The sequence below is a fragment of the Dactylosporangium sp. McL0621 genome (assembly GCF_049995355.1).
Taxonomy (GTDB): domain Bacteria; phylum Actinomycetota; class Actinomycetes; order Mycobacteriales; family Micromonosporaceae; genus Dactylosporangium.
The window spans coordinates 582,719-603,654 of record NZ_CP188259.1 but is presented as its reverse complement, the minus strand read 5'-3'; the positions used below and the strand labels follow the sequence as shown (position 1 = coordinate 603,654).

At 73.1% G+C, this 20,936-nt stretch carries 22 protein-coding genes; 12 read left to right on the top strand and 10 right to left on the bottom strand.

What is annotated here, in order from left to right; genetic code table 11:
• Positions 1-9 precede the first annotated feature (9 nt).
• Together ACPPVO_RS02760 and ACPPVO_RS02755 are read right to left on the bottom strand one after the other, a co-directional pair.
• Positions 10-876, bottom strand: coding sequence for an ABC transporter permease (locus ACPPVO_RS02760; protein WP_360366766.1), 867 nt, complete (start codon positions 874-876; stop codon positions 10-12).
• The gene (locus tag ACPPVO_RS02755) at positions 873-3,587 is read right to left on the bottom strand and encodes an alpha/beta fold hydrolase (RefSeq protein WP_426509741.1); all 2,715 of its coding nucleotides are present in this window, start codon (positions 3,585-3,587) and stop codon (positions 873-875) included. The genes ACPPVO_RS02760 and ACPPVO_RS02755 overlap by 4 nt, the downstream gene beginning before the upstream one ends.
• A gap of 77 nt (positions 3,588-3,664) precedes the next feature.
• On the opposite strand from ACPPVO_RS02755, the gene ACPPVO_RS02750 reads away from it, so the two are divergent.
• Positions 3,665-5,917, top strand: a complete 2,253-nt coding sequence (locus ACPPVO_RS02750) for an AAA family ATPase (protein WP_426509740.1) — start codon at positions 3,665-3,667, stop codon at positions 5,915-5,917.
• A gap of 49 nt (positions 5,918-5,966) precedes the next feature.
• On the opposite strand, the gene ACPPVO_RS02745 is transcribed toward ACPPVO_RS02750, so the two are convergent.
• Complete coding sequence (locus ACPPVO_RS02745; protein WP_426509739.1) at positions 5,967-6,185, bottom strand: hypothetical protein; 219 nt, start codon at positions 6,183-6,185, stop codon at positions 5,967-5,969.
• A 64-nt stretch (positions 6,186-6,249) separates the two neighbouring features.
• Between ACPPVO_RS02745 and ACPPVO_RS02740 the strand changes: the two genes are divergently transcribed.
• The 4 genes from ACPPVO_RS02740 (at position 6,250) to ACPPVO_RS02725 (ending at position 9,396) form a co-directional block, all read left to right on the top strand.
• Complete coding sequence (locus ACPPVO_RS02740; protein WP_426509738.1) at positions 6,250-6,519, top strand: hypothetical protein; 270 nt, start codon at positions 6,250-6,252, stop codon at positions 6,517-6,519.
• Positions 6,516-8,339: a potassium channel family protein gene (locus ACPPVO_RS02735; protein ID WP_426509737.1), complete on the top strand. Its 1,824-nt coding sequence runs from the start codon at positions 6,516-6,518 to the stop codon at positions 8,337-8,339. The genes ACPPVO_RS02740 and ACPPVO_RS02735 overlap by 4 nt, the downstream gene beginning before the upstream one ends.
• Positions 8,340-8,435: 96 nt before the next feature.
• Positions 8,436-8,591 carry a trypsin-like serine peptidase gene (locus ACPPVO_RS02730; RefSeq protein ID WP_426509736.1) on the top strand — a complete coding sequence of 52 codons (156 nt, stop codon included), beginning with the start codon at positions 8,436-8,438 and terminating at the stop codon, positions 8,589-8,591.
• Between the two features lie 79 nt (positions 8,592-8,670).
• Positions 8,671-9,396: a phosphatase PAP2 family protein gene (locus tag ACPPVO_RS02725; RefSeq protein ID WP_426509735.1), complete on the top strand. Its 726-nt coding sequence runs from the start codon at positions 8,671-8,673 to the stop codon at positions 9,394-9,396.
• On the opposite strand, the gene nagA is transcribed toward ACPPVO_RS02725, so the two are convergent.
• Together nagA and ACPPVO_RS02715 are read right to left on the bottom strand one after the other, a co-directional pair.
• Positions 9,360-10,481 carry an N-acetylglucosamine-6-phosphate deacetylase gene (gene nagA / locus ACPPVO_RS02720; protein ID WP_426509734.1) on the bottom strand — a complete coding sequence of 374 codons (1,122 nt, stop codon included), beginning with the start codon at positions 10,479-10,481 and terminating at the stop codon, positions 9,360-9,362. The two genes, ACPPVO_RS02725 and nagA, sit on opposite strands and share 37 nt — an antisense overlap.
• Positions 10,478-11,422 (bottom strand): ROK family protein, encoded by a 945-nt coding sequence (locus ACPPVO_RS02715; RefSeq protein WP_426509733.1) that lies wholly within the window; start codon positions 11,420-11,422, stop codon positions 10,478-10,480. The genes nagA and ACPPVO_RS02715 overlap by 4 nt, the downstream gene beginning before the upstream one ends.
• 188 nt (positions 11,423-11,610) lie before the next feature.
• On the opposite strand from ACPPVO_RS02715, the gene ACPPVO_RS02710 reads away from it, so the two are divergent.
• The 4 genes from ACPPVO_RS02710 to ACPPVO_RS02695 are packed head-to-tail and all read left to right on the top strand — an operon-like array spanning position 11,611 to position 14,317.
• Complete coding sequence (locus ACPPVO_RS02710; protein ID WP_426509732.1) at positions 11,611-12,396, top strand: DeoR/GlpR family DNA-binding transcription regulator; 786 nt, start codon at positions 11,611-11,613, stop codon at positions 12,394-12,396.
• 37 nt (positions 12,397-12,433) lie between these two features.
• Positions 12,434-12,919 (top strand): SigE family RNA polymerase sigma factor, encoded by a 486-nt coding sequence (locus ACPPVO_RS02705; RefSeq protein WP_360366793.1) that lies wholly within the window; start codon positions 12,434-12,436, stop codon positions 12,917-12,919.
• Complete coding sequence (locus tag ACPPVO_RS02700; protein WP_426509731.1) at positions 12,916-13,929, top strand: hypothetical protein; 1,014 nt, start codon at positions 12,916-12,918, stop codon at positions 13,927-13,929. The genes ACPPVO_RS02705 and ACPPVO_RS02700 overlap by 4 nt, the downstream gene beginning before the upstream one ends.
• Positions 13,930-13,957: 28 nt before the next feature.
• On the top strand, positions 13,958-14,317 hold the full coding sequence (locus tag ACPPVO_RS02695; protein ID WP_426509730.1) for a DUF3263 domain-containing protein: 360 nt from the start codon (positions 13,958-13,960) through the stop codon (positions 14,315-14,317).
• Between the two features lie 187 nt (positions 14,318-14,504).
• On the opposite strand, the gene ACPPVO_RS02690 is transcribed toward ACPPVO_RS02695, so the two are convergent.
• The 3 genes from ACPPVO_RS02690 to ACPPVO_RS02680 all read right to left on the bottom strand — a co-directional run bounded on the left by ACPPVO_RS02690 (position 14,505) and on the right by ACPPVO_RS02680 (position 16,616).
• Positions 14,505-15,077, bottom strand: a complete 573-nt coding sequence (locus ACPPVO_RS02690) for a DUF1684 domain-containing protein (protein ID WP_426509729.1) — start codon at positions 15,075-15,077, stop codon at positions 14,505-14,507.
• A gap of 10 nt (positions 15,078-15,087) precedes the next feature.
• The gene (locus ACPPVO_RS02685) at positions 15,088-16,083 is read right to left on the bottom strand and encodes a fatty acid desaturase family protein (protein WP_426509728.1); all 996 of its coding nucleotides are present in this window, start codon (positions 16,081-16,083) and stop codon (positions 15,088-15,090) included.
• A gap of 65 nt (positions 16,084-16,148) precedes the next feature.
• On the bottom strand, positions 16,149-16,616 hold the full coding sequence (locus ACPPVO_RS02680) for a pyridoxamine 5'-phosphate oxidase family protein (RefSeq protein ID WP_426509727.1): 468 nt from the start codon (positions 16,614-16,616) through the stop codon (positions 16,149-16,151).
• Positions 16,617-16,640: 24 nt separating this feature from the next.
• Here ACPPVO_RS02680 and ACPPVO_RS02675 point away from each other — a divergent pair, with 24 nt between their 5' ends.
• Both ACPPVO_RS02675 and ACPPVO_RS02670 read left to right on the top strand, forming a co-directional pair.
• The gene (locus ACPPVO_RS02675) at positions 16,641-17,597 is read left to right on the top strand and encodes a lactonase family protein (RefSeq protein ID WP_426509726.1); all 957 of its coding nucleotides are present in this window, start codon (positions 16,641-16,643) and stop codon (positions 17,595-17,597) included.
• Between the two features lie 75 nt (positions 17,598-17,672).
• On the top strand, positions 17,673-17,921 hold the full coding sequence (locus ACPPVO_RS02670) for a hypothetical protein (RefSeq protein ID WP_426509725.1): 249 nt from the start codon (positions 17,673-17,675) through the stop codon (positions 17,919-17,921).
• A gap of 363 nt (positions 17,922-18,284) precedes the next feature.
• Here the strand turns inward: ACPPVO_RS02670 and ACPPVO_RS02665 are convergent, their stop codons facing one another.
• A complete protein-coding gene (locus ACPPVO_RS02665) occupies positions 18,285-19,115 on the bottom strand; it encodes a hypothetical protein (RefSeq protein ID WP_426509724.1) in 831 nt (276 codons plus the stop codon).
• A 504-nt stretch (positions 19,116-19,619) separates the two neighbouring features.
• On the opposite strand from ACPPVO_RS02665, the gene ACPPVO_RS02660 reads away from it, so the two are divergent.
• The gene (locus ACPPVO_RS02660) at positions 19,620-20,633 is read left to right on the top strand and encodes a DMT family transporter (protein ID WP_426509723.1); all 1,014 of its coding nucleotides are present in this window, start codon (positions 19,620-19,622) and stop codon (positions 20,631-20,633) included.
• A 2-nt stretch (positions 20,634-20,635) separates the two neighbouring features.
• On the opposite strand, the gene ACPPVO_RS02655 is transcribed toward ACPPVO_RS02660, so the two are convergent.
• Positions 20,636-20,860, bottom strand: coding sequence for a DUF6082 family protein (locus ACPPVO_RS02655; protein WP_426509722.1), 225 nt, complete (start codon positions 20,858-20,860; stop codon positions 20,636-20,638).
• Positions 20,861-20,936: the final 76 nt, after the last annotated feature.

The window sequence follows — 20,936 nt, the reverse complement described above, 5'->3', positions numbered from 1 at the left end:
CAACGCGGGTCAGCTGACGACGTCCTTGCGCAGGAAACGCCACCAGGCCAGGGAGAAGAAGACGGTGGCGTAGACCAGGGACGCGATCGCGCCCTTGACCAGGTCGTCGGTCTGCATCGGGCTGGACAGCAGGCCGAGCCAGGCATCGGCGTAGTGCGTCGGCAGGACCGTGCGCAAGTTTCCGAGCGCGGTGATCTGGTCGAGGATGTTCGACAGGATCTGCAGGAGCACGGCGCCGCCGACCGCGCCGAGCGGGGCGTCGGTCGACACCGACAGCAGGAACGCCAGCGAGGCCACGACCAGCAGCGTGATGCAGAGGTACGCCACGATCTCCAGCAGCCGCACCACGCTCGTCCCGGCCGCGATCTCCCCGCCGACCGGCGCGCTCAGCGGCGCCCAGCCGTAGCGCAGGGTCCCCGCGGCCAGCGCCGTCGCGACCAGGATCAGGATCGCGGCCAGGCTGTAGAGCAGCGACACGGCGAGCTTGATGCCCAGCAGGCGGGAGCGCGGGACCGGCATCGCCAGCAGGTACCGCAGGCTCCCCCAGCTCGCCTCCGACGCCACGGTGTCGCCGTGGAAGAGCGCGACCACGACGACGAGCAGGAAGCCGGCCGAGACCAGCAGGGTGAACAGCGTGAAGTTCGGGCCGCCGCTCGTGGCCAGGTCGGAGAGGCGGGAGAACTCGCCGTTGCCGCCGCCGTTGTCATCGCCGCCGCCGCTGTCGAGCTGGAACGCGGTCAGGATGATCAGCGGCAGCAGGACCATGAAGCCCAGCGCGAACTGGTTGCGCCGCCGGGCGCCCTGCCGCTTGATCTCCGTCCACAGCGAGAGGGTCGCGCCCGGCCGGTAGCCGACCGCACCGCCGATGACACTCATTCCCGCTCTCCGCTCGCCTTGGTGTCCCCGCCCACCAGGGACAGGAACGCATCCTCCAGCCGCCGCCGCGGCGTGACCCGGTCGATGCCGACCCCGGCGCGCACCAGCGCCGCGACCACCTCGGCCCGGGGCGTGCCGTCGATGTCGACGACCAGGCCCTGCCCGCCGGACCAGGCCACCGAGCGCACCCCGGCCAGCTCCTCGAGGACCTTCTCGGCCGCGTCCACGTCGGACACGTCCAGCTGCACCGTCGGCGAGTCGCCCACGATGTCGTCGACCGGGCCGGCCGCGACCACCTCGCCACGGTGCATGACCACCACGTCGGTACAGGTCTGCTCCACCTCGGCGAGCAGGTGGCTGGAGACGAGCACGGCCCGGCCGCCGGTGGCGTAGCGGCGCAGCACCTTGCGCATCTCGGCGATCTGCGGCGGGTCGAGCCCGTCCGTCGGCTCGTCGAGCACCAGCAGCTCCGGCAGGCCGAGCATCGCCTGGGCGATCGCGAGGCGCTGGCGCATGCCGTGGCTGTACGTCTTCACGCGCCGGTGCACCGCGTTGCCGAGCCCCGCGATGTCGTACGCCTCCTCGAGGTGCGCGTCCTCGGCCGGGCGCCCGGTGGCCTGCCAGTACAGCTCCAGGTTCTGCTTGCCGGTCAGGTGGGGCAGGAAGCCCGGCCCCTCGACCAGCGCGCCGACCCGCGACAGCACCGGCGAGCCGGGCAGCAGCCGGTGGCCGAAGACCAGGATCTCGCCGGCCGTCGGCCGGGTCAGCCCCATCAGGACCCGCAGCGAGGTCGTCTTGCCGGCCCCGTTCGGCCCCAGCAGCCCGACCACCTGCCCGCGCCGGACGGTGAAGTCCACCTTGGCCACCGCGACGAAGTTCTTGTACTCCTTGCGCAGCCCCCGCACCACCAGCGGCGTGTCCACGTGCTCGGCGGCGACGCTGCGGTCGATGCGCCGGGCCCGGCGGCGGGCCAGCAGCACGGCGGCGACGAGCGCCAGGGCGATCGCGGCTACGAGGGCAGCCAGGACGTAGCGCCAGATGACGTCCGGGTTCGCGATCGGCGTGCCGGCGACCGCGGGCAGGGTGATCCCCCCGGCGACCGCGACGGTGTACACGGCCGGCTCGGACGGCGACCAGTAGGCGCTGTCGGCGGTCGCCACGGTGACGCCGATCCGGCTGCCGGCCTCGAAGCGGTGCACGACGGCGGGCAGGATGACGGTCATCGGTACCGCATCCGCGATGTCCTTCGGCAGCCCCGTGAGCCTGATCGGGGCGATCAGCCCCTCCGGGATCGTCGGGGCCCCCTTGCCCGGGATGTCGTACAGCTTCACGAACAGCGTCGCCTCGCCGGTCGGCGACGCCACGCGGATCTGCACCCGCGGGGCGCCCGCGGTGTCGAGCGCGGCGCCCAGCGGGGCCGAGACGAAGTCGGCGTGCTGGCCGGGTATCTCCTGGGAGATGCCGTCGGCCAGGCCGCTGGAGCCCAGCAGGCTCGACAGCCCGGCGAACGGCAGCGACGAGATCGCGGCCGGGTTGCCGTCGGGCGGGTTGGCGATCGGCTGGGCGGCCCCGCTCAGGTCGACCGCGGTGCCGCCGCTGTTGATGCCCGGGTAGGTGTCCACCTTGGAGGCGGCGGTGACCAGGCCGCGGCCCTGGGCGTTGAGGCCGGAGACGCGGGAGTAGGTGAAGCTGTTCGCGGGCGCCGGGCCGTTGCCCTTGAGGTAGTGGTCCAGCCACTGGCCGCTCAGCAGGCGCAGCCGGTCGACCTCCGACTGGGGACCGGTGCCGCCGTCGTGGCCGCCGGTGAACCACGCGACCCGCACCGGGGTGCCGGTGGCGGCGATCCCGCGCGCGTTCGCGTCGCCCTCGCTGAGCGGGAACAGCGTGTCGACCTGCCCCTGGATCAGCAGCGTCGGCGCCTTTACCTTGTCGAGCACCGACGACGGCGAGGACTTGCGCAGCAGGGCCTCCGCGGCCGGCGTGGCCTTGCCGGTCGTGGCGATGTCGAGGTAGGCCCGGCACAGGTCCGCGGCGAAGCGCCCGCACTGCGGGTTCTTCGGGTCCTCGGTGGCGCCGAAGAACTGCCCGGCCCACTGCTTCTTGAACACCCCGCCCGGCAGGAACACGTTTACCAGGTCGTTCCAGGTGATCATCGGCACGATGGCGTCGACCCGGGCGTCCTGGGCGGCCAGCAGCAGCGACAGCGCCCCGCCGTAGGAGCCGCCGACCGCGGCCACCTTTGGATCGTTGGCCGACACTGGGTTGCCCGACTTGGCGATCTCCGGCTGCGCCGCGAGCCAGTCGATGAGCCGCTGGGCGTCCTTGACCTCCCAGTCGGGGCTGTCGAGGTGGATCTCGCCGGTCGAGCGGCCGAAGCCCTGGGCCGTCCACGCGAGCACGGCGTAGCCCTGCTCGGCGTACAGCTCGGCATCGCTCTTCACGCTCTGCTTCGTGCCGCCGAAGCCGTGCGCGAGCAGGATCGCCGGCGCCGGGTGGTCCGCGCTCGCGGACTTGGGCAGGTAGAGCGTCGTGTCGAGGGTCACCTCGGCGGCGTCGCCGGGGCCGGTGTGGACCGTGAGCATCCGGTCGCTCGTGCGGTAGCTCTTGGGCGCGGGGGTCGCGGCCCACGCCACCAGCCCCGCGACGAGCACGATCCCGACGGCGCCGGCGATGACCTGGCGCCGGCTGAGGCCCGGGAGACGAAGTCGCATTGGCCAAACGTACGCACCCGATGTTGCGGGCGGCCGAAAGACTCAGGCCCTTCTCAGCAACGGCTACGCTCGAACGCGTGTCGGCGACCTTGACGCTCACTGCCAGCCTGCGCCCAGCCGCGCTCGACGCCCGCCGCGGCGTCGTGCGCCTGCACCCGGAGGTGCTCACCGCGCTCGGCCTGCGCCCGGGCGATCCGATCTCGCTCACCGGGCGGCGTACCTCGGCCGGAATCGTCGCGGTGGCCGAGCCCGGGGCCAGCCGCGCCCTGCTCTACGCCGACGACCTGCTGCTGGGCAACCTCGGGCTGCGCGACGGCGGCCAGGTCACCGTCGCGGCCGCCCCGCTGCGCGCGGCCTCGACGGTCACGCTGTCGGGCCCGGCCGAGATCACGGCGGTCGTGTCGCCGGAGATGCTGCGCCTGGCGCTGCTGGGCAAGGTCGTCACGGTCGGCGACAACGTGTCGCTGCTGCCTCAGGACGTCTCGCTGGGCACGCTGTCGGTGTCGGCGCCGGCGGTACACATGGTGGACCGCGGTCTCGTGGAGGCGGCCCGGCGCAGCCTGTCCAACACCGTCGGCTACGCGTTCACCAGCGCGCTGCTCAACGTCTCGGCGGCCGAGCCCGACGCCGGCGCGCTGGTCACCATGGACACCGCGGTCGGCTGGCTGTACGGCCAGGCGACCCACGCGCCCGGCGGCGTGATGGCCACGCCCGCCTCCGCGCCGGCCCCGGCCACGCCGAGCGTGACCCCGACCGGCCCGGTGCCCACCCTGGACGACCTGCCCGGCCTGCGCGCCCAGGGCGAGCAGCTCATCGAGCTGCTGGACCTCGGCTTCCACCACGGCGAGGTGCTGGCCAAGCTCGGGACCACGGTCTCGCTGGGCGTGCTCGTCACCGGCCCGGCCGGCTCGGGCAAGTCGGCGCTCGTGCACGCGGTCGCGGCCCAGGTCGAGGCTCAGGTGGTGCCGCTGTGGGCGCCCGAGATCGCGGCCCTGACCAACAACGACGCCGCCGCGCGCCTGCGCAAGGCGGCCGACGAGATGCGCGCTCCGGGCCCGGCGATCCTGCTGATCTCCGACGTGGACGCCCTCGCCCCGCGCGACCAGCCCGGCCCGCTCTCCACCGTCTTCCGCCAGCTGCTCGGCGAGCTGATCCGCGAGGGCGAGGCGGTCGTGTGCACCACCAGCCGCCCCGAGTCGGTCGACCCGGCCCTGCACTCCCCCGGCCTGCTCGCCCACGAGATCTCGCTGCCGCTGCCCGACGCGGCGCTGCGCCGCGAGCAGCTCACGGTGCTCACCCGGGGCATGCCGCTGGCCGAGGACGTCAAGCTCGACGAGGTCGCCTCCCGCACGCCCGGCTTCGTGGCCGCGGACCTCGCCGCGCTGGCCCGGGAGGCGGGGGTCCGCGCCGCGCTGCGCCACCGCCGCGAGGCCGAGACGCCGCAGGTCGTGATGGCCGACTTCGAGGCCGCGCTGGAGGTGGTCCGGCCGACGTCGATGGCGGAGAGCTCGCTCGAGCTGGCCAAGGTGACCCTGGACGACGTCGGCGACATGGTCGACGTGAAGCAGACGCTGACCGAGTCGGTGCTGTGGCCGCTGTCCTACCCGGACGCCTTCTCCCGCCTCGGCGTCGAGCCCCCGCGCGGCGTGCTGCTCTACGGCCCGCCCGGCTGCGGCAAGACATTCCTGGTCAAGGCGATCGCGGGCACCGGCAAGGCCAACGTGCTCTCGGTCAAGGGCGCCGAGCTGCTGTCGAAGTGGGTCGGCGAGTCCGAGCGCGCGGTCCGCGAGCTGTTCCGCCGCGCCCGCGAGGCCGCCCCGACCCTCGTCTTCCTCGACGAGGTGGACGCCCTGGCCCCGACCCGCGGCCAGGCCACCGACGGCGGCACGACCGACCGCGTGGTGGCGGCCCTGCTGACCGAGCTCGACGGCGTGGAGTCGCTGCGCAACGTGGTGGTCATCGGCGCGACGAACCGGCCCGACCTCGTCGACCCGGCCCTGCTGCGCCCGGGCCGGCTGGAGCGGCTGGTCTTCGTACCGCCGCCGGACGCCGACGCCCGGGCCGAGATCCTGCGCGCGGCGGCGAAGTCGGTGCCCCTGGCCCCGGACGTCGACCTGGCGTCCCTGGCCGCGTCGCTGGACCGCTTCTCGGCCGCGGACTGCGCGGCCCTGGTGCGGGAGTCGGCGCTGGCCGCGATGCGCGAGTCCCTCGACGCGACGGAGGTGACCGCGGAGCACGTGGAGCTGGCGCGCTCGCGGGTGCGCCCGTCGCTGGACCCGACCCAGGTGGAGTGGCTGGCCAACTACGCCGAGCAGCAGAAGGTCCGCTGACACGCAAAGGGCCGGCCCGGAGGTCCGGACCGGCCCTGCGCGGAGGAAATCAGCCCACGATGCCGCTGAAGAACGGCAGCGCACCCTGGGCCAGGCCGCCCACCACCGGGAGACCGGTGATCACGGGCAGGGCCTCGGTCCGGGCGTGCTGCGGCGTGTACGAGGACTCCGCGTGCCGCGGCGAATACGCCGCGGACTCCGTGACCAGCGGCAGGTTGCTCGCCGCCGGCGGCAGGGCGCCCGTCGTCGGCACGAGGCGGTTCGCCACGGTGCGCGCGGCCGCCGCCCTGCGCGGACGTCGCCGCCTCGGTGTTCGTGTCGATACGGTCGCTATGCGCCTGGAGCCGCAGGGACTGGTTGTTCGGGCCGCCCGCGGGCGAGAACAGGTCGTCCAGCTGACCGGGCGCGAGCGCGGTGTCATCGGCGTGCGCGGCGCCGGCGCTGAGCAGCAGCATGCCGCCCGCGATTCCGACCGTCCCAACCGTCCGGCGAAGCCACGTGTTCATTCTCGAATACCCATCTGGTCGGCAATGCGATTCGCCGGCACCAACGAGATCGCAGGTCTTCGGAAACTGGTGATCTTCGCTAGGATCGGCCCGTGACGTCCGAGTCGTGGCTGATGAGGCGGCTGCGGGGCAACCTTCCACGCGTTCAGGCGATCACCCGTCCGTGGTCGATCGAGCCGGCCGGCGCCACCGTGCGCCACGTCGTGCACGCCCCGGCCAAGCGGGTCGTGGTGTGCGGCGACGACCCGCTGGCGCACCGGCTCGTGGCCGAGCTCGTCCAGCAGTACGGCGTGCACGTCACCGTCATCCTGCCCAGCGCCAAGCGCCGGCACGGCCCCGACATCGTCCGGCTGCTCGCCGAGCACGGGCCCGGCGGCCGCGTGATCGAGGCCGAGCGGCCCGACACCGAGGCGTTCGAGCGGGCCGACCTGGCCGGGGCCGACGCGCTCGCGCTGGTCAAGCAGGACGACATCGGCAACCTCGACGCGGCCCTGCAGGCGCAGGAGCTCAACCCGCGCATCCGCCTGGTGATCCGGATGTTCAACCTGCGCCTCGGCCACAGCGTGCGGCGCAACTTCGCCGACGTGCGCGTGCTCTCCGACGCCCAGATGGCCGCGCCCGCGTTCGTCTCCGAGGCGCTGGGCGAGGTCGCGCCGGTGCACGTGCGGGTCGCGCAGCGCACCCTCTTCGTGGCCCGCCGCGCCGAGGTGCGCCCGGAGGACGTCGTCTGCGGGCTGGCCCGCACCGATGCCGAGCTCCTGCCCAAAGACAACGCCGATCTTGTACTGGCCGTCGCCAACGGCGAGCGCGCGGCAACGGTCATCGAGCGGGGTGAGCGCCCGGACCGGCCGCCCGCGGTGCGCGAGAGCCGGCTGCGCCGCTGGTGGCGCCGTCAGCTGCACAGTCCCCTGCACACGCTGCGCGGCCTGGTCGGGCGCAAGCTGTGGCTGACCGCGCTGGTCCTGGTGGCCATGCTCGCGGCCGGCACCGCGATCATCGCCCACTACAAGCACATCAGCTGGTGGAACGCCGCCTACGTGACCCTGCTGGCCGAGCTGACCGGGGCGAGCCCCGACCTCGAGTCGCACTGGCCGGAGAAGCTGGTCACCACGCTGCTGGGCCTGGTGAACGTGGCGCTGATCCCGGTGATCACGGCCGCGGTGGTGGAGGCGGTGGTAAACGCGCGGCTCGCCCTCGCGCTCGGCCGGCTGCGCGAGCCGGTCTCCGGGCACGTGGTCGTGGTCGGGCTGGGCAACGTCGGCACCCGCGTCATGCACTCCTTCGTCGACCTCGGCGTGCCGGTCGTGGTGATCGACCGCAACGAGAACGCGCGCGGCGCGCAGGCGGCCCGCAGCCGCGGGGTGCCGTTCATCGTCGGCGACGCCAGCAACGTCGAGACGCTGCGCGCCGCGTCGGTGGACACCTGCCGGGCGCTGGTGGTCGTCTCCACCGACGACCAGGCCAACCTGGAGGCGGCGCTGGAGGGCCGGGCGCTCAAGCCCGACCTGCGGGTCATCCTGCGGCTCTTCGACGGCCGGTTCGCCGACCGCGTGCAGCGCGCCTTCGGCATCACCGCCTCGCGCAGCGTGTCGTACCTCGCCGCCCCCGCCTTCGCCGCCGCGCTGCTCGAGCGCGAGGTCATCGGCACCATCCCGGTCGGCCGCCGGGTGCTGCTGCTGGCCGAGGTGCCGATCGTCGCCGGCTCGCGGCTGGACGGGCGCCCGGTCGCCACGGCCCAGGACGTCGGCGAGGTGCGGGTGCTCGCGGTCGCCACCGACGGGCAGCGCCAGACGGTCTGGGCCCCGCCGGACTCCTACGTGCTGCGCGCCGACGACCTGCTCACCGTGGTAACGACGCGGCTGGGACTGGGCGGCCTCCTGGCTCATACCGGCGGAACGGTCGACTCTTCTTCCTGACCAGACGGGGCTGGCGAGCGGATCCCGCGATCCCTCTTGCGGAGATCGGTCGGTGAGTGGGCGGATTGCCCGAATTAAACCCCTCCCTCCGCCGACATGTCGTACTACTGCGACGCCGACGGCGGCTCGTCCGGCTCCCCGGTCATCTCCCGCCGCACGAACAAGGTCATCGCGCTGCACCACTTCGGCGGCTGCCCGAACTCGGGCGTGCGCATCGACCGGATCGCCGAGCAGCTGCGCAGCCTCTTGTAGTTGATGAAATGTAGAGGTGCTGTGCGCAAAGGGCCCGGGCGACCGGGCCCTTTCGTATGTTCGGGTACCGTTTGCGCTCGTGCGCCTCGAGCTTCGTCCTGTCCGCCCCGCCGGCTGGTGGTTCGACGCGCTCCTGGTCGCGGGCTTCGCCCTCGTCACGTTTCTGCTGGCCGCCAAGACGCCGCTGCTGAGCGCGGACCTGGCCGTGCGCGACTTCGCCGACGCGCACCGGCCCCACTGGTTCTACATCGCGCTGCGGATCGGCAACCTGCTCGGCCAGGGCGGCGCCGTGCTCACGCCGCTGGTCGCGATCGCCGCCTTCTTCCTGAGCCGGTCCCGGCACACGATCCGCCCGTTCCTGCCGTTCATCGGCGCGGAGCTGATCACCTACGTGACCATCGGCCCGCTGAAGCTGTGGACGGACCGCACCGCGCCGAGCAACCACGTGCTCAGCCACCCCGAGTGGCTCTTCCGGATCGACTCCGGCCTGTCCTACCCGTCGGGTCACGTCGTCAACACCGTCGTGTTCTACGGCGTGCTGGCCACGATGCTCACCGGCGTCGTGCGGCCCGGCGTCGTGGTCGCGCTCCGCTACACGGTCCCGCTGGTGGTGCTGTTCACCACGACCTTCCTGAGCTTCCACTGGCTCACCGACGGGATCGCCGGGATCATGGTCGGCCTGCTCCTCGACCGGGTGCTGGGGCGGGTGCCGTGGGATGCGATCCCGCTCGGCTCCCGCCTCACGCGCAGCGGCTGGGCGGGGCCCTTCTACGACACCCAGGAGCCGGCGCGCATCACGCGCTGAACGTTCAGGTCATCGTCGAGCAGCACCAGGTCGGCCCGCGCGCCCGCGCGCAGCTCCCCGGTGTCGCCGAGCCCGATCGCCCGGGCCGGCGTGCCGGAGGCCATCCGCGACGCGTTCACCAGCGACAGGCCCCCGCCCACGGCCCGGCGGAAGGCCCGGTCCATGGTGAGCGTGCTGCCGGCGATCGCGCCGTCGCGGGTCAGCCGGGCCACGCCCGCGGCGACGTCGACGCTCTGCCCGCCCAGGTCGTAGGTGCCGTCGGGCATGCCGGCGGCGGCCATGGCGTCGGTGATCAGGGCGGCGCGGGCCGGGCCGGTGACCGAGGCGGCGAAGGCCAGGGTGCCGTCGTGCAGGTGGATGCCGTCGGCGACGAACTCGCAGACCACGCCGGCCGCGCCGAGCAGGGCGAAGACCGGGCCCGGCTGGCGGTGGTGGGGCGGGCGCATGCCGTTGAACACGTGCGTGCCGACCGTCGCGCCGGCCTCGACGCCGGCGAGCGTCTCTTCGTAGGTGGCGTCGGTGTGCCCGATGGCGGCGACCACCCCGCGCTCGACCAGCAGCCGGATGGCGTCCAGGGCGCCGGGCAGCTCGGGGGCGACCGTCACCAGGCGTACCGCGCCCTCGCCCGCCTCGATGAGCGCGTTGAGCTCGTCGAGGGAGGGGTGGCGCAGGTGGGCCGGGTTCTGGGCGCCGCAGCGGGCCTGGGACAGGTACGGGCCCTCGAAGTGGATGCCGGCCAGCACACCTTCGGCCGCGAGCGGGGCGAACGCCTTGGTGGCGCTCATCATCAGCTCCGGCGGCGAGGTGACGAGGCTGGCCAGCATCGTGGTGGTGCCGTGGCCCAGGTGGTACGCGGCCGCCTTGCGCGCCTCCTCGGCGTCGCCGGTGGTGAAGGTCGCGCCGCCGCCGCCGTGCACGTGGATGTCGACGAACCCGGGCACGACCAGCGCGGCGGCCGGCGCACCGCCCGCCGAGGCGGCCGGCGCGGCGCCGACCTCGGCGATCCGCTCGCCCTCCACGCGGACGAAGCCGTTGTCGATGACGCGTTCGCCCGCGACGACACGTACCCCGGACACCAGCGTCATGCTTTGCTCTCCTTCGTGTGCATCAGGTTGTCGAGCGCGATCAGCGCCGCGCCCAGGCAGCCAGCCTCGTCGCCGAGGGCCGCCCGGGTGATCTCCGGCTCGCGGTGGAAGGTCACCCGCGCGTGTACGCCTTCCCGCAGCGGCGCGAGCAGGGCCTCGCCGGCCTCGGCCAGCCCGCCGCCGAGCACGATCACCGCGGGGTCGAACAGCGCGATGCCGGTCATGAGCCCGTCCGCGAGCGCGTCGATCGTCTCGCGCCACACCTCGACCGCGGTCGGCTCGCCCTCGGCGGCCAGACGCGCGACCTCCTCGGCGGTGGCGGGGCGGCCGGCCTGCTCGGAGTACCGCTTGCCGACGGCCGACGCCGAGGCGATCGCCTCCAGGCAGCCGCGCTGGCCGCAGCCGCACTCCCGGCCGCCCGGGCGCACCACGATGTGGCCGATCTCGCCGCCGGCGCCGTGCGCGCCCGTGTAGACGTGGCCGTGCACCACGTTGGCCGCCGCGATCCCGGTGCCGATCGGAATGACGAGCACATAGTCCTCGCCCCGCCCGGCGCCCAGCCGTGCCTCGGCCAGGCCGCCGGCGCGCACGTCGTGGCCGAGGGCCGCGGGCAGCCCGAGGCGGGCCTCCAGAAGAGCCTTCAGCGGTACGTCCCGGAAGCCGACGTTCGCCGCCCACACGGCGACGCCGTTCACCTCGTCGATGACCCCGGGCACGACCAGCCCGGCGCCGATCGGCTCCAGGTCCTTGGCCCGCGCGGTCGCGGCGAGGCCCTCGGCGATGTCCAGGATCGTCGCAATGACGGCGGCGCCGCCGCGCTCGGCCCCGGTGGGGTGGCGCTCGGCGTGCAGGACCGTGTGCCGCGCGTCGCCGTCGGCCCCCACCAGTGCGCACTTGATCCCGGTGCCGCCGACGTCGAGGGCGATCACGGTCTGCGTCATGTGCGGCTCTACCCTCGCCCGTTCGTTACTGGCAACAAACCTTCCGGTTTGCGCATCATCGCGCACCGTCGGCCGGGCTGGCAACCGTAACGCGTCCGTTCGTTCGCGCAGTTGCCTTTGCGTTTACCGGCCGTTTCGCGCATCATTGTGCACACATCTCGCACCGTACGCGCAGAGGAGGGGGCCGCGTGGACCGTTACGCGCGCTGGAACGCACTCCTCGAGGTCCTCACGGACAGCGGCCGGATCAGCGTGGAGGAGGCGGCCGAGCGCCTCGACGTGTCCCAGGCCACGATCCGCCGCGACTTCGACCAGCTCGCGCAGCAGCAGATGATCACGCGGACCCGCGGCGGGGCCGTCGCCAACGGGGTCTCCTACGACCTGCCCCTGCGGTACAAGACCGCCAAGCACGCCCCGGAGAAGCAGCGCATCGGCGCGGCCGCGGCCGCCCTGGTCTCGCCGGGCATGGTGGTCGCGCTCAACGGCGGCACCACCACGACCGAGGTCGCCCGCGCCCTCGCGGTGCGCCCCGAGCTGACCGGCGGCGTCGACGACGCCCAGCTGACCGTGGTCACAAACGCGCTGAACATCGCCAACGAGCTGCTCGTGCGCTCCCGGATGAAGATCGTCGTCACCGGCGGCGTGGTGCGCCCGCAGTCCTTCGAGCTCGTCGGCCCGCTCGGCGGCAACATCCTGCGCGACGTCACGCTCGACATCGCCCTGCTCGGCGTCGACGCGCTCGACGTGACGCTCGGCGCCGCCGCCCACCACGAGGGCGAGGCCGCGATGAACAGCCTCATGGTCGCCCGCGCCCGCCGGGTCGTGATCATCGCCGACAGCTCCAAGCTGGGCGGGCACGCGTTCGCCCGCATCTGCCCGATCGACCGCATCGACACGCTGGTCACCGACTCCAACGCGACCCCGCCGACCCTCGACGCGTTCCGCGAGGCCGGCGTGAAGATCGTCACCGCCTGACTGCACATTTCCGCCGCCGGCGAGCGTCTGCAGAGCGATGGAGTTCGAAGAGTTTCTCAGCGCGCGGCTGGCGGCCCTGCTGCGGTACGCCACCGTGCTCGCCTGCGACCCGCACCTCGCCGAGGACATCGTGCAGGAGGTGCTCGCCCGCGCGCAGACGCGGTGGGCGCGCATCTCCGCGGCGGACGTGCCGGAGGCGTACGTCAAACGCATGATCGTCAACGAGCTCGCCTCGTGGCGCCGCCGCCGGGCGGCCCGGGTCGTGCCCATGTCACTGATGGCGCTCGACGCGGTCGGCGCCCCGCTGGCCGACCCGGCGACCGCCGTCGACGAGCGCGACGCCATGATCCGCCGGCTCGCCGGGCTGCCGGTGCGCCAGCGGATTGTGATCGCGCTGCGGTACTACGAGGGCCTGTCCGACCCGGAGATCGCCGACCTGCTCGGCTGCCGCCCGGCGACGGTGCGCAGCCACGCCGCGCGCGGCCTCGCGACGCTGCGCCAACTTTCGAGGAGTTCCGCATGACCGACCCGCTCATCCGCGCGGCCTTCGAAGCCATCGCCGCGACCGCGCCGCCGCCCGAGGGGATCCGGGCCCGCATCGCGGCCCGGGCCCGCGTCCACCGCCAGCGCCGCCTGGTCCTGGCCGGCGTGGGCACCCTGGGCGGCGCGGCCGCCGCGACCGCGATCGGCGCGCCGCTGCTGGCCCGCTCCGGCTCCGGCGGCACCGCCGGAGTGGCCGCGCCGTCCGCCTCGGCAGCGCCCTCGGCCTCGCATGCACCGTCGCCCGCCCCCACGGTGTCCCGGCCGGACGGCATCCCGTTCCTGTTCGGGCCCGGCTGGCTGCCCGACGGGCTCACCGAGCAGTACCGCGAGGTCAGCTGCACCCCCGCGCCCGCCGGCTCCGGCGCCGAGCCGGCCGGCTTCGCCTCGCGGCGCAGCTGGCTGCCGGCCGGCGCCGCGTACCCCGAGGACCACTCGCCCCCGCCCGGCATCACCTGGGTCATCGGCGAGCACTTCAACAACGACGGCGAGGGCGATCCGGTGCCCGTCGGCGCGGAGCAGGGCCGCCTGCTGGTGACGGCGGACATGGCGATGGTCTCATGGCGGCACGACGAGCGGCCGATGCGCGTGACGGCGTACCAGCTGCCCAACCAGGCCGATCTCGTGCTGCGGGTGGCGCGCTCGATGGCGCCGACCCTGGCCGGCCTCCCGCTGACGATGCACCTGGCCGAGGTACCCCAGCGCTTCGCCGGCAACCTGGTGGCCGGTGTGCACCCGCGGCCCGGCGGCTGGCTGTACTCGCTCACCTCGATGACGACCGACCGCACCCACAGCTGCACGGTGATCGCCTCGACCGGGGCGGCCCCCGCGCACACCTTCGCCCGCGCCGCGCGGCCCGGCGGCGTGACCCTGTGGGTCCCGGACGAGCAGGAGGCGAGCGCCAACTTCACCCGCGACGAGGCGGACAAGGCCCTGCGCGACCTGTCCTGGTCCGCCCCCGACCTGAGCTGGGTGGGCAAGCGCGTTGCGTAGTGGGTGATCAAGGCCCTCACCCGATAGGGTGGGCGGCGTGGGTGAGGACCTGGCCGCGGCCCGCATCCCGGCCCAGCAGTCCACTGAGGACGATCTGCAGGACGACTTCCTCGACGGGGACGAGCCGGCGCCGCGCCCGGACATCGCGGTGGCCGAGGAGCCGGCCGAGCTCGACGAGCGCGGCAAGAAGATCCTGGCCTTCGAGAAGCAGTGGTGGCGCCAGGCGGGCGCGAAGGAACAGGCCGTCCGCGACACCTTCGGGCTGAGCACGACGCGCTACTACCAGCTGCTCAACGCCCTGCTGGACAATCCGCTGGCGCTGGCCCACGACCCGCTCGTGGTCCAGCGCCTGCGCCGCCTGCGCGCGTCGCGGGCCCGGCGCCGCTAGGGCTGTCCCGGGCCCGGCGCCGCTAGGGGCTGTATCGAAGTGGGGGTCGGAGCGAGGCGAGGCTCAGGCGTCGGCTGGGGCCGCGCCGGGCGCGCCCCGATACCGGGGTTGTATCGGGGTGTGACCGGGGTGGTTCCCGGCGGCGTCTGAGTCCGCCGCAGCCCGGCCATCCACTTCGACACAGCCCCTAGGGCTGCTGTTCGTAGGAGAGCTCGCCGGCGCGGATCGGGGCCGTCAGGCGGTTCTCGAAGGGCGCGAGCGGGCAGGCCCAGGCGTCGTCGTAGGCGCACGACGGGTTGTACGCGTAGTTGAAGTCCAGCCGCACCCGGCCGTCGGCCAGGGGTGTCACCCCGCGGCCGAACGTGCCCTTCACCGTGTCTGTGAGGTAGCGGCCCGCGCCGTAGGTCTCCCGGCCGCTCGTACCGTCGCGGAAGGGCAGGAACAGCCCGCCGCCGTACGCCGCCAGCCAGAACAGGGTCAGCGGCCCCCACGGCGTGTCGAGGATGCCGGCGCGCTCGTAGCGCAGCACGCCGTCCGGGCCGCCGGTCGCGATCTCGAGACTGCCCTCGGCGGGCGTCAGCGGGACGGTGGCGACGAACTCGTCGGACGGCGGGAAGTACCGCAGCGGCCCAGGCGCCGCCGACTGGGAGTGGGTGGCGAAGAGGTCGTCGCGACGGGCCCGGAACGCCGCCAGGTCCTCGTCGGCGAGGTACATGGCGGCGACCCGGGCCCGGTAGTCGGCAAGGGCGAGATGATCCACGCCCCCGACGCTACCGCCGCAGCGGCGCGCCGGCCTCGTGCAGGTGGCGCAGGGCCTGGGCGTAGGAGCCCACGAACGTCGCCGAGTGGTACGGCACGCCGATCTCCTCGCAGTACTCCTGCACGATCGGCTGGGCCTTGCGCAGGTTCGGCGTGGGCATGTTCGGGAACAGGTGGTGCTCGATCTGGTAGTTCAGGCCGCCGAGCACGACGTCCAGCCACACGCCGCCGCGCACGTTACGCGACGTGAGCACCTGCTTGCGCAGGAAGTCGAGCTCGTCCTCGGCGGTGAGCATCGGCATGCCCTTGTGGTTCGGGGCGAAGGTCATCCCGAGGTACAGGCCGAACAGCGCCTGGTGGATCAGGATGAACGCGATCGCCATGCCCGGGGAGAACAGCAGGAAGGCGACGGCGAGGTAGACGGCGAAGTGGCCGTACAGCAGGACGCTCTCCAGCCGGCGCCGCTTCACGGTGCCCAGGGCCCCCGCGCTGGCCACGTGCAGGCTGAAGCCCTCCAGGAGCAGCAGCGGGAAGAACAGCAGCGCCTGGTGCCCGCCGATGAACTTCGCGGGCCCGGTCGCACGCTCGGCCTGCCGCGTCGACCACACGAGGATGTCCGGCGCCACGTCCGGGTCCTCGTCCTCGTGGTTGGGGTTCGCGTGGTGGCGGGTGTGCTTGTTCATCCACCAGCCGTAGCTCATCCCGATACCGAAGTTGCCCACGGCGATGCCCAGCCCCTCCGACCAGCGCCGGCCGCGAAAGATCTGCTTGTGGGCGAGATCGTGGGCGACCAGGGCGAGCTGGGCGTACGCGACGGCGAGGACGACCGCGAACCACAGGCTGTGGCTGAGCGCGAGCCCGGCCCAGCCCCCGGCGTAGAGGGCGCCGACCAGCGAAAGCCGCAGGGCGTAGTAGCCGGGCCGCCGGTCGAGCAGTCCGGCCGTGCGGATCCGCTGGGACAGGGCGGTGAAGTCGCTCGTGCGTTCCGCAGAAGCCAGAACTGTCATGCACCTCAGCGTTGCGGGTCCGGGCGCCGTGATCGAACCAGGCAGCACCTGAATCAATGGTAGTGCTAGCCCCACCCCCGGAAGAGGGTCGGCGTCCGGGCGAACCGGGCCTCCTCGAGCGCGAAGATCTCGCTGGGCGCCACGCGCACGATCGCGCTGCCCGGCACTTCCATCCCCGAGCCGTACTTCTCGCGGTACGCGTCGAGCACGGCCGGAACCGCGTCGGCGACCTCCGCCCGGCCGTCGACGACCACCGGCTCGGCGCCGCTCTCGGTCGTGACGGTGCACGCCGGGTTGACCTGCAGATTTCGGATCTTCCGCGAGCGCCGCCCGCTGGAGAACCACACGGCTTCGTCGACCCAGACGGCCCAGACGGGCATCGCGTGGGGGCGTCCGTCCGGGCGTACCGTCGACACCCAGTAGTTGTGCGACTCCCGCAGCCGCCCGAGCACCGTCTCCCAGTCGAGCAGGCCGTCGTCGCTCTCCTCGATGCCATATCCGGGCATCAGGGGCCGTCCGCGCTGCACACCCATGGCACGGAGCCTAGGCTTGGTCGGGTGCCATTGCTCATCGGCTCCTACGCAGATCAGTACTCCACCTACGACGACGACTTCAAGCCGCTCGCCCCGCCGGTGCGGACGCCCGCGCCGAGCTACCTCGCCGTGGGCCCGGGCGGCGTGCGGTACGCCGTCGGCGAGCTCGACGGCGGCCAGGTGTCGGCCTTCACCCCGGGCGGCGAGCTGATCAACACGCTGCCGTCCGGCGGCGGCTCCCCGTGCCACGCCGCGGTCGCCGGCGGCCGGCTGTTCGTGGCCAACTACGGCACCGGCAGCGTCGCGGCGTTCGCGCTGCGGCCGGACGGCGGGCTCGACGGCCCGACCGACGTGGCCCAGCACGCGGGCGCGAGCGTCAACGCGAACCGGCAGGAGGGCCCGCACGCCCATCAGGTGACCATCCGCGGCACCACGCTGCACGCGGTCGACCTGGGCATGGACGCGATCGTGCACTACCGGGTGACACCCGACGGCCGCCTGGAGCACCTGCGCACCACGACGGTCCAGCCGCTGGGCAGCGGCCCGAGGCACCTCGTGTTCCACCCCGACGGCCGCGTGTTCGTCGCCAACGAGCTGTCGTCGACCGTCGCGACGTACACCTCCGGCTTCGAACTGCTGGACGTGAAGCCCTCCTGCCTCGTGCAGCCGGTCGGCGACAACCTGCCGAGCGAGATCGCACTCTCCCGCGACGGCCGGCACCTCTACGTGGCCAACCGCGGCAACGACACGATCACCACCTTCGCCGTCGAGGGCGGCGGCCTCCTGCCCGTGGACGAGGTGAGCACCGGCGGCACCTACCCGCGCCACTTCGCGGTGCTGGACGGCGCCCTGTGCGTGGCGAACCAGCACTCCAACACCGTGGCGCTGCTCGAGCTGGATCGCGATTCGGGTGTACCGCACCCCGCCCGCGTGGTCGTCGAGCACCCGTCGCCGAGCGCAGTGATACCGGTCGCTGACTGAGGGTCCGGGCGATCTCGTGGATGAGGCGGCACCGAACGCTTGCTGAACCGGCGTTAGGTGCCGCACCATCGATGCATGGGTGAGCTGGTGGCGCTGCCCAAATCGGGCGACGTATTCGAGGACCGACGCGGTGGCGACCGCACCATGCGCGTGACGTGCCATCCCGCGCGGGGCACGGTGGTCGTGTCACTGTGGGTGGACAAGATCTGCCGAGCGTCGTTCCAACTCGCCGACGACGACTTGCCGCGGTTGCAGGCCGCGCTGGCCGACATGCACTTCGACGAGCCCCTGGCCCCGCCGGACGCCTTGGCGGACACCGCCTGACCCGCTCCTTCCGCGCGCGGACATCAACCCGCCGCGGCGTTCATCCAGCACCGGCCGTCTCTTGGCCGCGCTTCGGCTTCTTCATCGCAGCTCGGCGTGCGGGTCTCACCCGCGGACGGCACCGAATCCGAGCATGCCCGCCGGGGCGGCGGCGCGCTCCGGACAGCGGATCTCCACCGCCGGCCGGCTCTTGGCCGCGCTTCGGCTTCTTCGTCGTATCTCGACCCCCGAGGCCGAATCGGAGCAGCCCAACCACTCGAAACCACGGCAACGAAGCTCGCCCCCGGGCGCCCGAATCGGACCATTTCGACCACTCGAAGCCCGCGCCTCCAACGGCCCCAAATCGCGTCAATGCCGGTGCCGTCAGGCGGCTTCGCCCGCCGAGAGCGTCGCCTTGTCCGCCGTGTCCGAGCGCGAGTTGCGGCCGCGCTGCCGGGGCACGCGCGGCCTCGGGAGCAGGGTCGACGCGGTGATGCCCGCCTGCCGCGCCGCGTCCAGGGTGTTGCGCAGCTCCGCGGCCTCCTCGGCCACCTCCGCCGCCTCCTGGGCCAGCGCCGCCGCGGCCACCACGGCCACGTCCGCCGCCTTCACCGCTGCGCGCTCGGTCGCCGCCGCGGCCTCGTACAGCCGGCGTGCGCGGCTCTCCGCGGTGCGCCGCAGCTCGACCTCGCGGGCCGCGAGCTCCTGCAGCGGGTCGGCGCCGGCGACGCCCTTGAACACCTGCTCCAGCGCGTCGACGGTGATGTCGCCGCGCTTGAAGGCGTCCAGGGCCGCGCGCGACACCTCGCGCTTGGTCTCGTCGTCCGCGTCGATCGGCGCCTGCTGCGTCTCGACGACCTGCCCGGCGGCCTGCAGCGCCTCCTGGTAGGCCTTCTGGGCCACGTCGAACGTGGTCCACGCGTGCTCGCGGGCGATCTGCGCGGACAGGCTGCGGGCCTGCGCCTCGACGACGGTGAGCTGGGCCCGCTTGGCGGCCGCGGCCGTCGCGGCGGCCTGCCGGATGAGCTCGCCGGCCTCGGTGCGCAGCCGCGCGCGCTCGGCCGGGCTCAGGCTCGCCTCGGCCTCCTCGACGGCGGCGCGGCGGTCGGCGCGGTTGAGCCGGTACAGGCTCCAGCGCGACAGGAACGCGGCCAGCAGGACGAATACAAAGATGAGCACCATCAGCCCGAGCCAGAGCACGATGGCCCCGGTCACTGGGTCGAGACCGAAAATGCCGCGCCCGCCCGTGAGGGTCCACGGCAGGTCACGAGGGGATTGTGCCAACGTGGCGGGGGTGTGAATGGCCACGGCGCGACCTCCGGCTGTGCGTGTCGCTACAGCGTAATCGCCACGCACCAACCCGGCGCCCGATCGAAAGGTGACTATTCGACGAAGTTCGGTACACGAATAGTTACGACCAGGCAAGAAACCCGCGCTCAGCGGCGTGTCAACCGGCGTGTCGCGATCGCGGTACGTGTCGATCAACGCGGGAGTGTCGGGGACTTGTCATCACATCGTGACCAGACGACAAATTCAGGTGTCGCGCCGCCGGGTGATCGCTAAGGTCCCGCGCATGTGCTTGCGCGTCGTGTGCCCGCCGCCCATCCGGTAGCGGGCAGGCCAAGAACCACAGCACCCGGCGGCCAGGGCCCCGGGCCGGTGGCGGCTGCCCGCGTTCGGAACGCGTCCAGCCCACCGACCACCCGGGAGCACACCCGAATGCGAAACTCCATCGGCCTCAACCTGTCCTTCATCGCCTTCGCCGCCGTGTCGTGGGGCGTCGGCGGCTTCGTGGCCGCCGTGCTGTACCACCACAGCGACCTCGGCCCGATCGCCGTCACGTTCTGGCGTTACGCCGGCGGCCTGGCCCTGCTCGCCGCGCTGCGCCCGTTCCTGCGCACCGCGACGCCCCGCAAGGCCGCCCGCTCCACGCGGATCCTCAACGGCCTGGGCATGGCGGTGTACCAGACCGCCTACTACGTCGCCATCGCGCTGGGCGGCGTCGGCATCGTCACCGTGGTCACCCTCGGCTCCGGCCCGATCCTGATCGCCATCGGCGCCCGCCTCTTCCTCGGCGAGCGCCTGGGCCGGGCCGGCCTGACCACGGTCGCGGCGTCGGTGCTGGGCCTGGTGCTGCTGGTCGCCCAGAACCCGGGCACCGGACGACACCCGCTCGCCGGCCTGGCGGTGGCCCTGGTCTCGGCCGCCGGCTACGCCGCCGTGACGCTGCTCAACCGCGCCCACTCGGACGACCCGTACGACTCGGCCCTGAGCGGCTTCGCGATCGGCGCCGCGGCCCTGCTGCCGGTGGCCGCCTTCGAGGGCCTGGCCCCGGGCGCGCACCACCTGGGCGAGACCGTGAGCCTGCTGGTCTTCCTCGGCGCCGTACCGACGGCCCTGGCGTACGCCCTCTTCTTCCGGGGCCTGACCGTGGTCCGGGCCACCACGGCTTCGGTCGTCGCCCTGAGCGAACCCCTGGCCGCCGTGGCCCTGGGCGCCATGGTCCTGCACGAGCCGCTGACCCCGTGGTCGGCGGTGGGCGGCGCGATCCTGCTCGCCTCGGTCGTCGCGCTGGGATTCCAGGAGCGCCGATCGCAGACATCGCATATCGCCAAGCCGTTCGCGTTGCGTCTCATTGACGCGGTCACCCGACAAGGTCACCGCATGCGATCCACACCGCGCGACCGGGGTTCGCACGAGGAAATGACCGGCCCGGACATCCCGGCGGCATGACGTCAGGTCTCCTCACCACCCGGTACACCGGCCTGGTAAGCCTCTTCGCACAGTGCGTCGAAGGCTCCCTCCGGTGTGCCGGGCGGACGGACCGCGTGGCGGAACTCTCGCACCTCCGCCCAGAAGCCGCGCATCAACGGATTCCGAAACTCGCCGGCCAGCACGACGCGAAAGTAGGCCTCGTCGCGGTAACCGATACAAAAGGCCAGGTTGTAGTGGCTAAGCACGAGGTTGGCGTAGAGGCGTCATCGACGGGGTGCGGAGATCATATTCCGGGACTCATGACTGAATGTAAGCGAATGA

Bases quoted from the DNA above. Each gene is read 5' to 3' on its own strand.
- ACPPVO_RS02730 (WP_426509736.1), top strand. From the start codon at position 8,436: ATGTCGTACTACTGCGACGCCGACGGCGGCTCGTCCGGCTCCCCGGTC.
- ACPPVO_RS02670 (WP_426509725.1), top strand. From the start codon at position 17,673: ATGGGTGAGCTGGTGGCGCTGCCCAAATCGGGCGACGTATTCGAGGAC.
- ACPPVO_RS02755 (WP_426509741.1), bottom strand. From the start codon at position 3,587: ATGCGACTTCGTCTCCCGGGCCTCAGCCGGCGCCAGGTCATCGCCGGC.
- ACPPVO_RS02705 (WP_360366793.1), top strand. From the start codon at position 12,434: ATGGAGTTCGAAGAGTTTCTCAGCGCGCGGCTGGCGGCCCTGCTGCGG.
- ACPPVO_RS02715 (WP_426509733.1), bottom strand. From the start codon at position 11,422: ATGACGCAGACCGTGATCGCCCTCGACGTCGGCGGCACCGGGATCAAG.
- nagA (WP_426509734.1), bottom strand. From the start codon at position 10,481: ATGACGCTGGTGTCCGGGGTACGTGTCGTCGCGGGCGAACGCGTCATC.
- ACPPVO_RS02760 (WP_360366766.1), bottom strand. From the start codon at position 876: ATGAGTGTCATCGGCGGTGCGGTCGGCTACCGGCCGGGCGCGACCCTC.
- ACPPVO_RS02680 (WP_426509727.1), bottom strand. From the start codon at position 16,616: ATGGGTGTGCAGCGCGGACGGCCCCTGATGCCCGGATATGGCATCGAG.
- ACPPVO_RS02740 (WP_426509738.1), top strand. From the start codon at position 6,250: ATGCGCCTGGAGCCGCAGGGACTGGTTGTTCGGGCCGCCCGCGGGCGA.
- ACPPVO_RS02685 (WP_426509728.1), bottom strand. From the start codon at position 16,083: ATGACAGTTCTGGCTTCTGCGGAACGCACGAGCGACTTCACCGCCCTG.
- ACPPVO_RS02660 (WP_426509723.1), top strand. From the start codon at position 19,620: ATGCGAAACTCCATCGGCCTCAACCTGTCCTTCATCGCCTTCGCCGCC.
- ACPPVO_RS02700 (WP_426509731.1), top strand. From the start codon at position 12,916: ATGACCGACCCGCTCATCCGCGCGGCCTTCGAAGCCATCGCCGCGACC.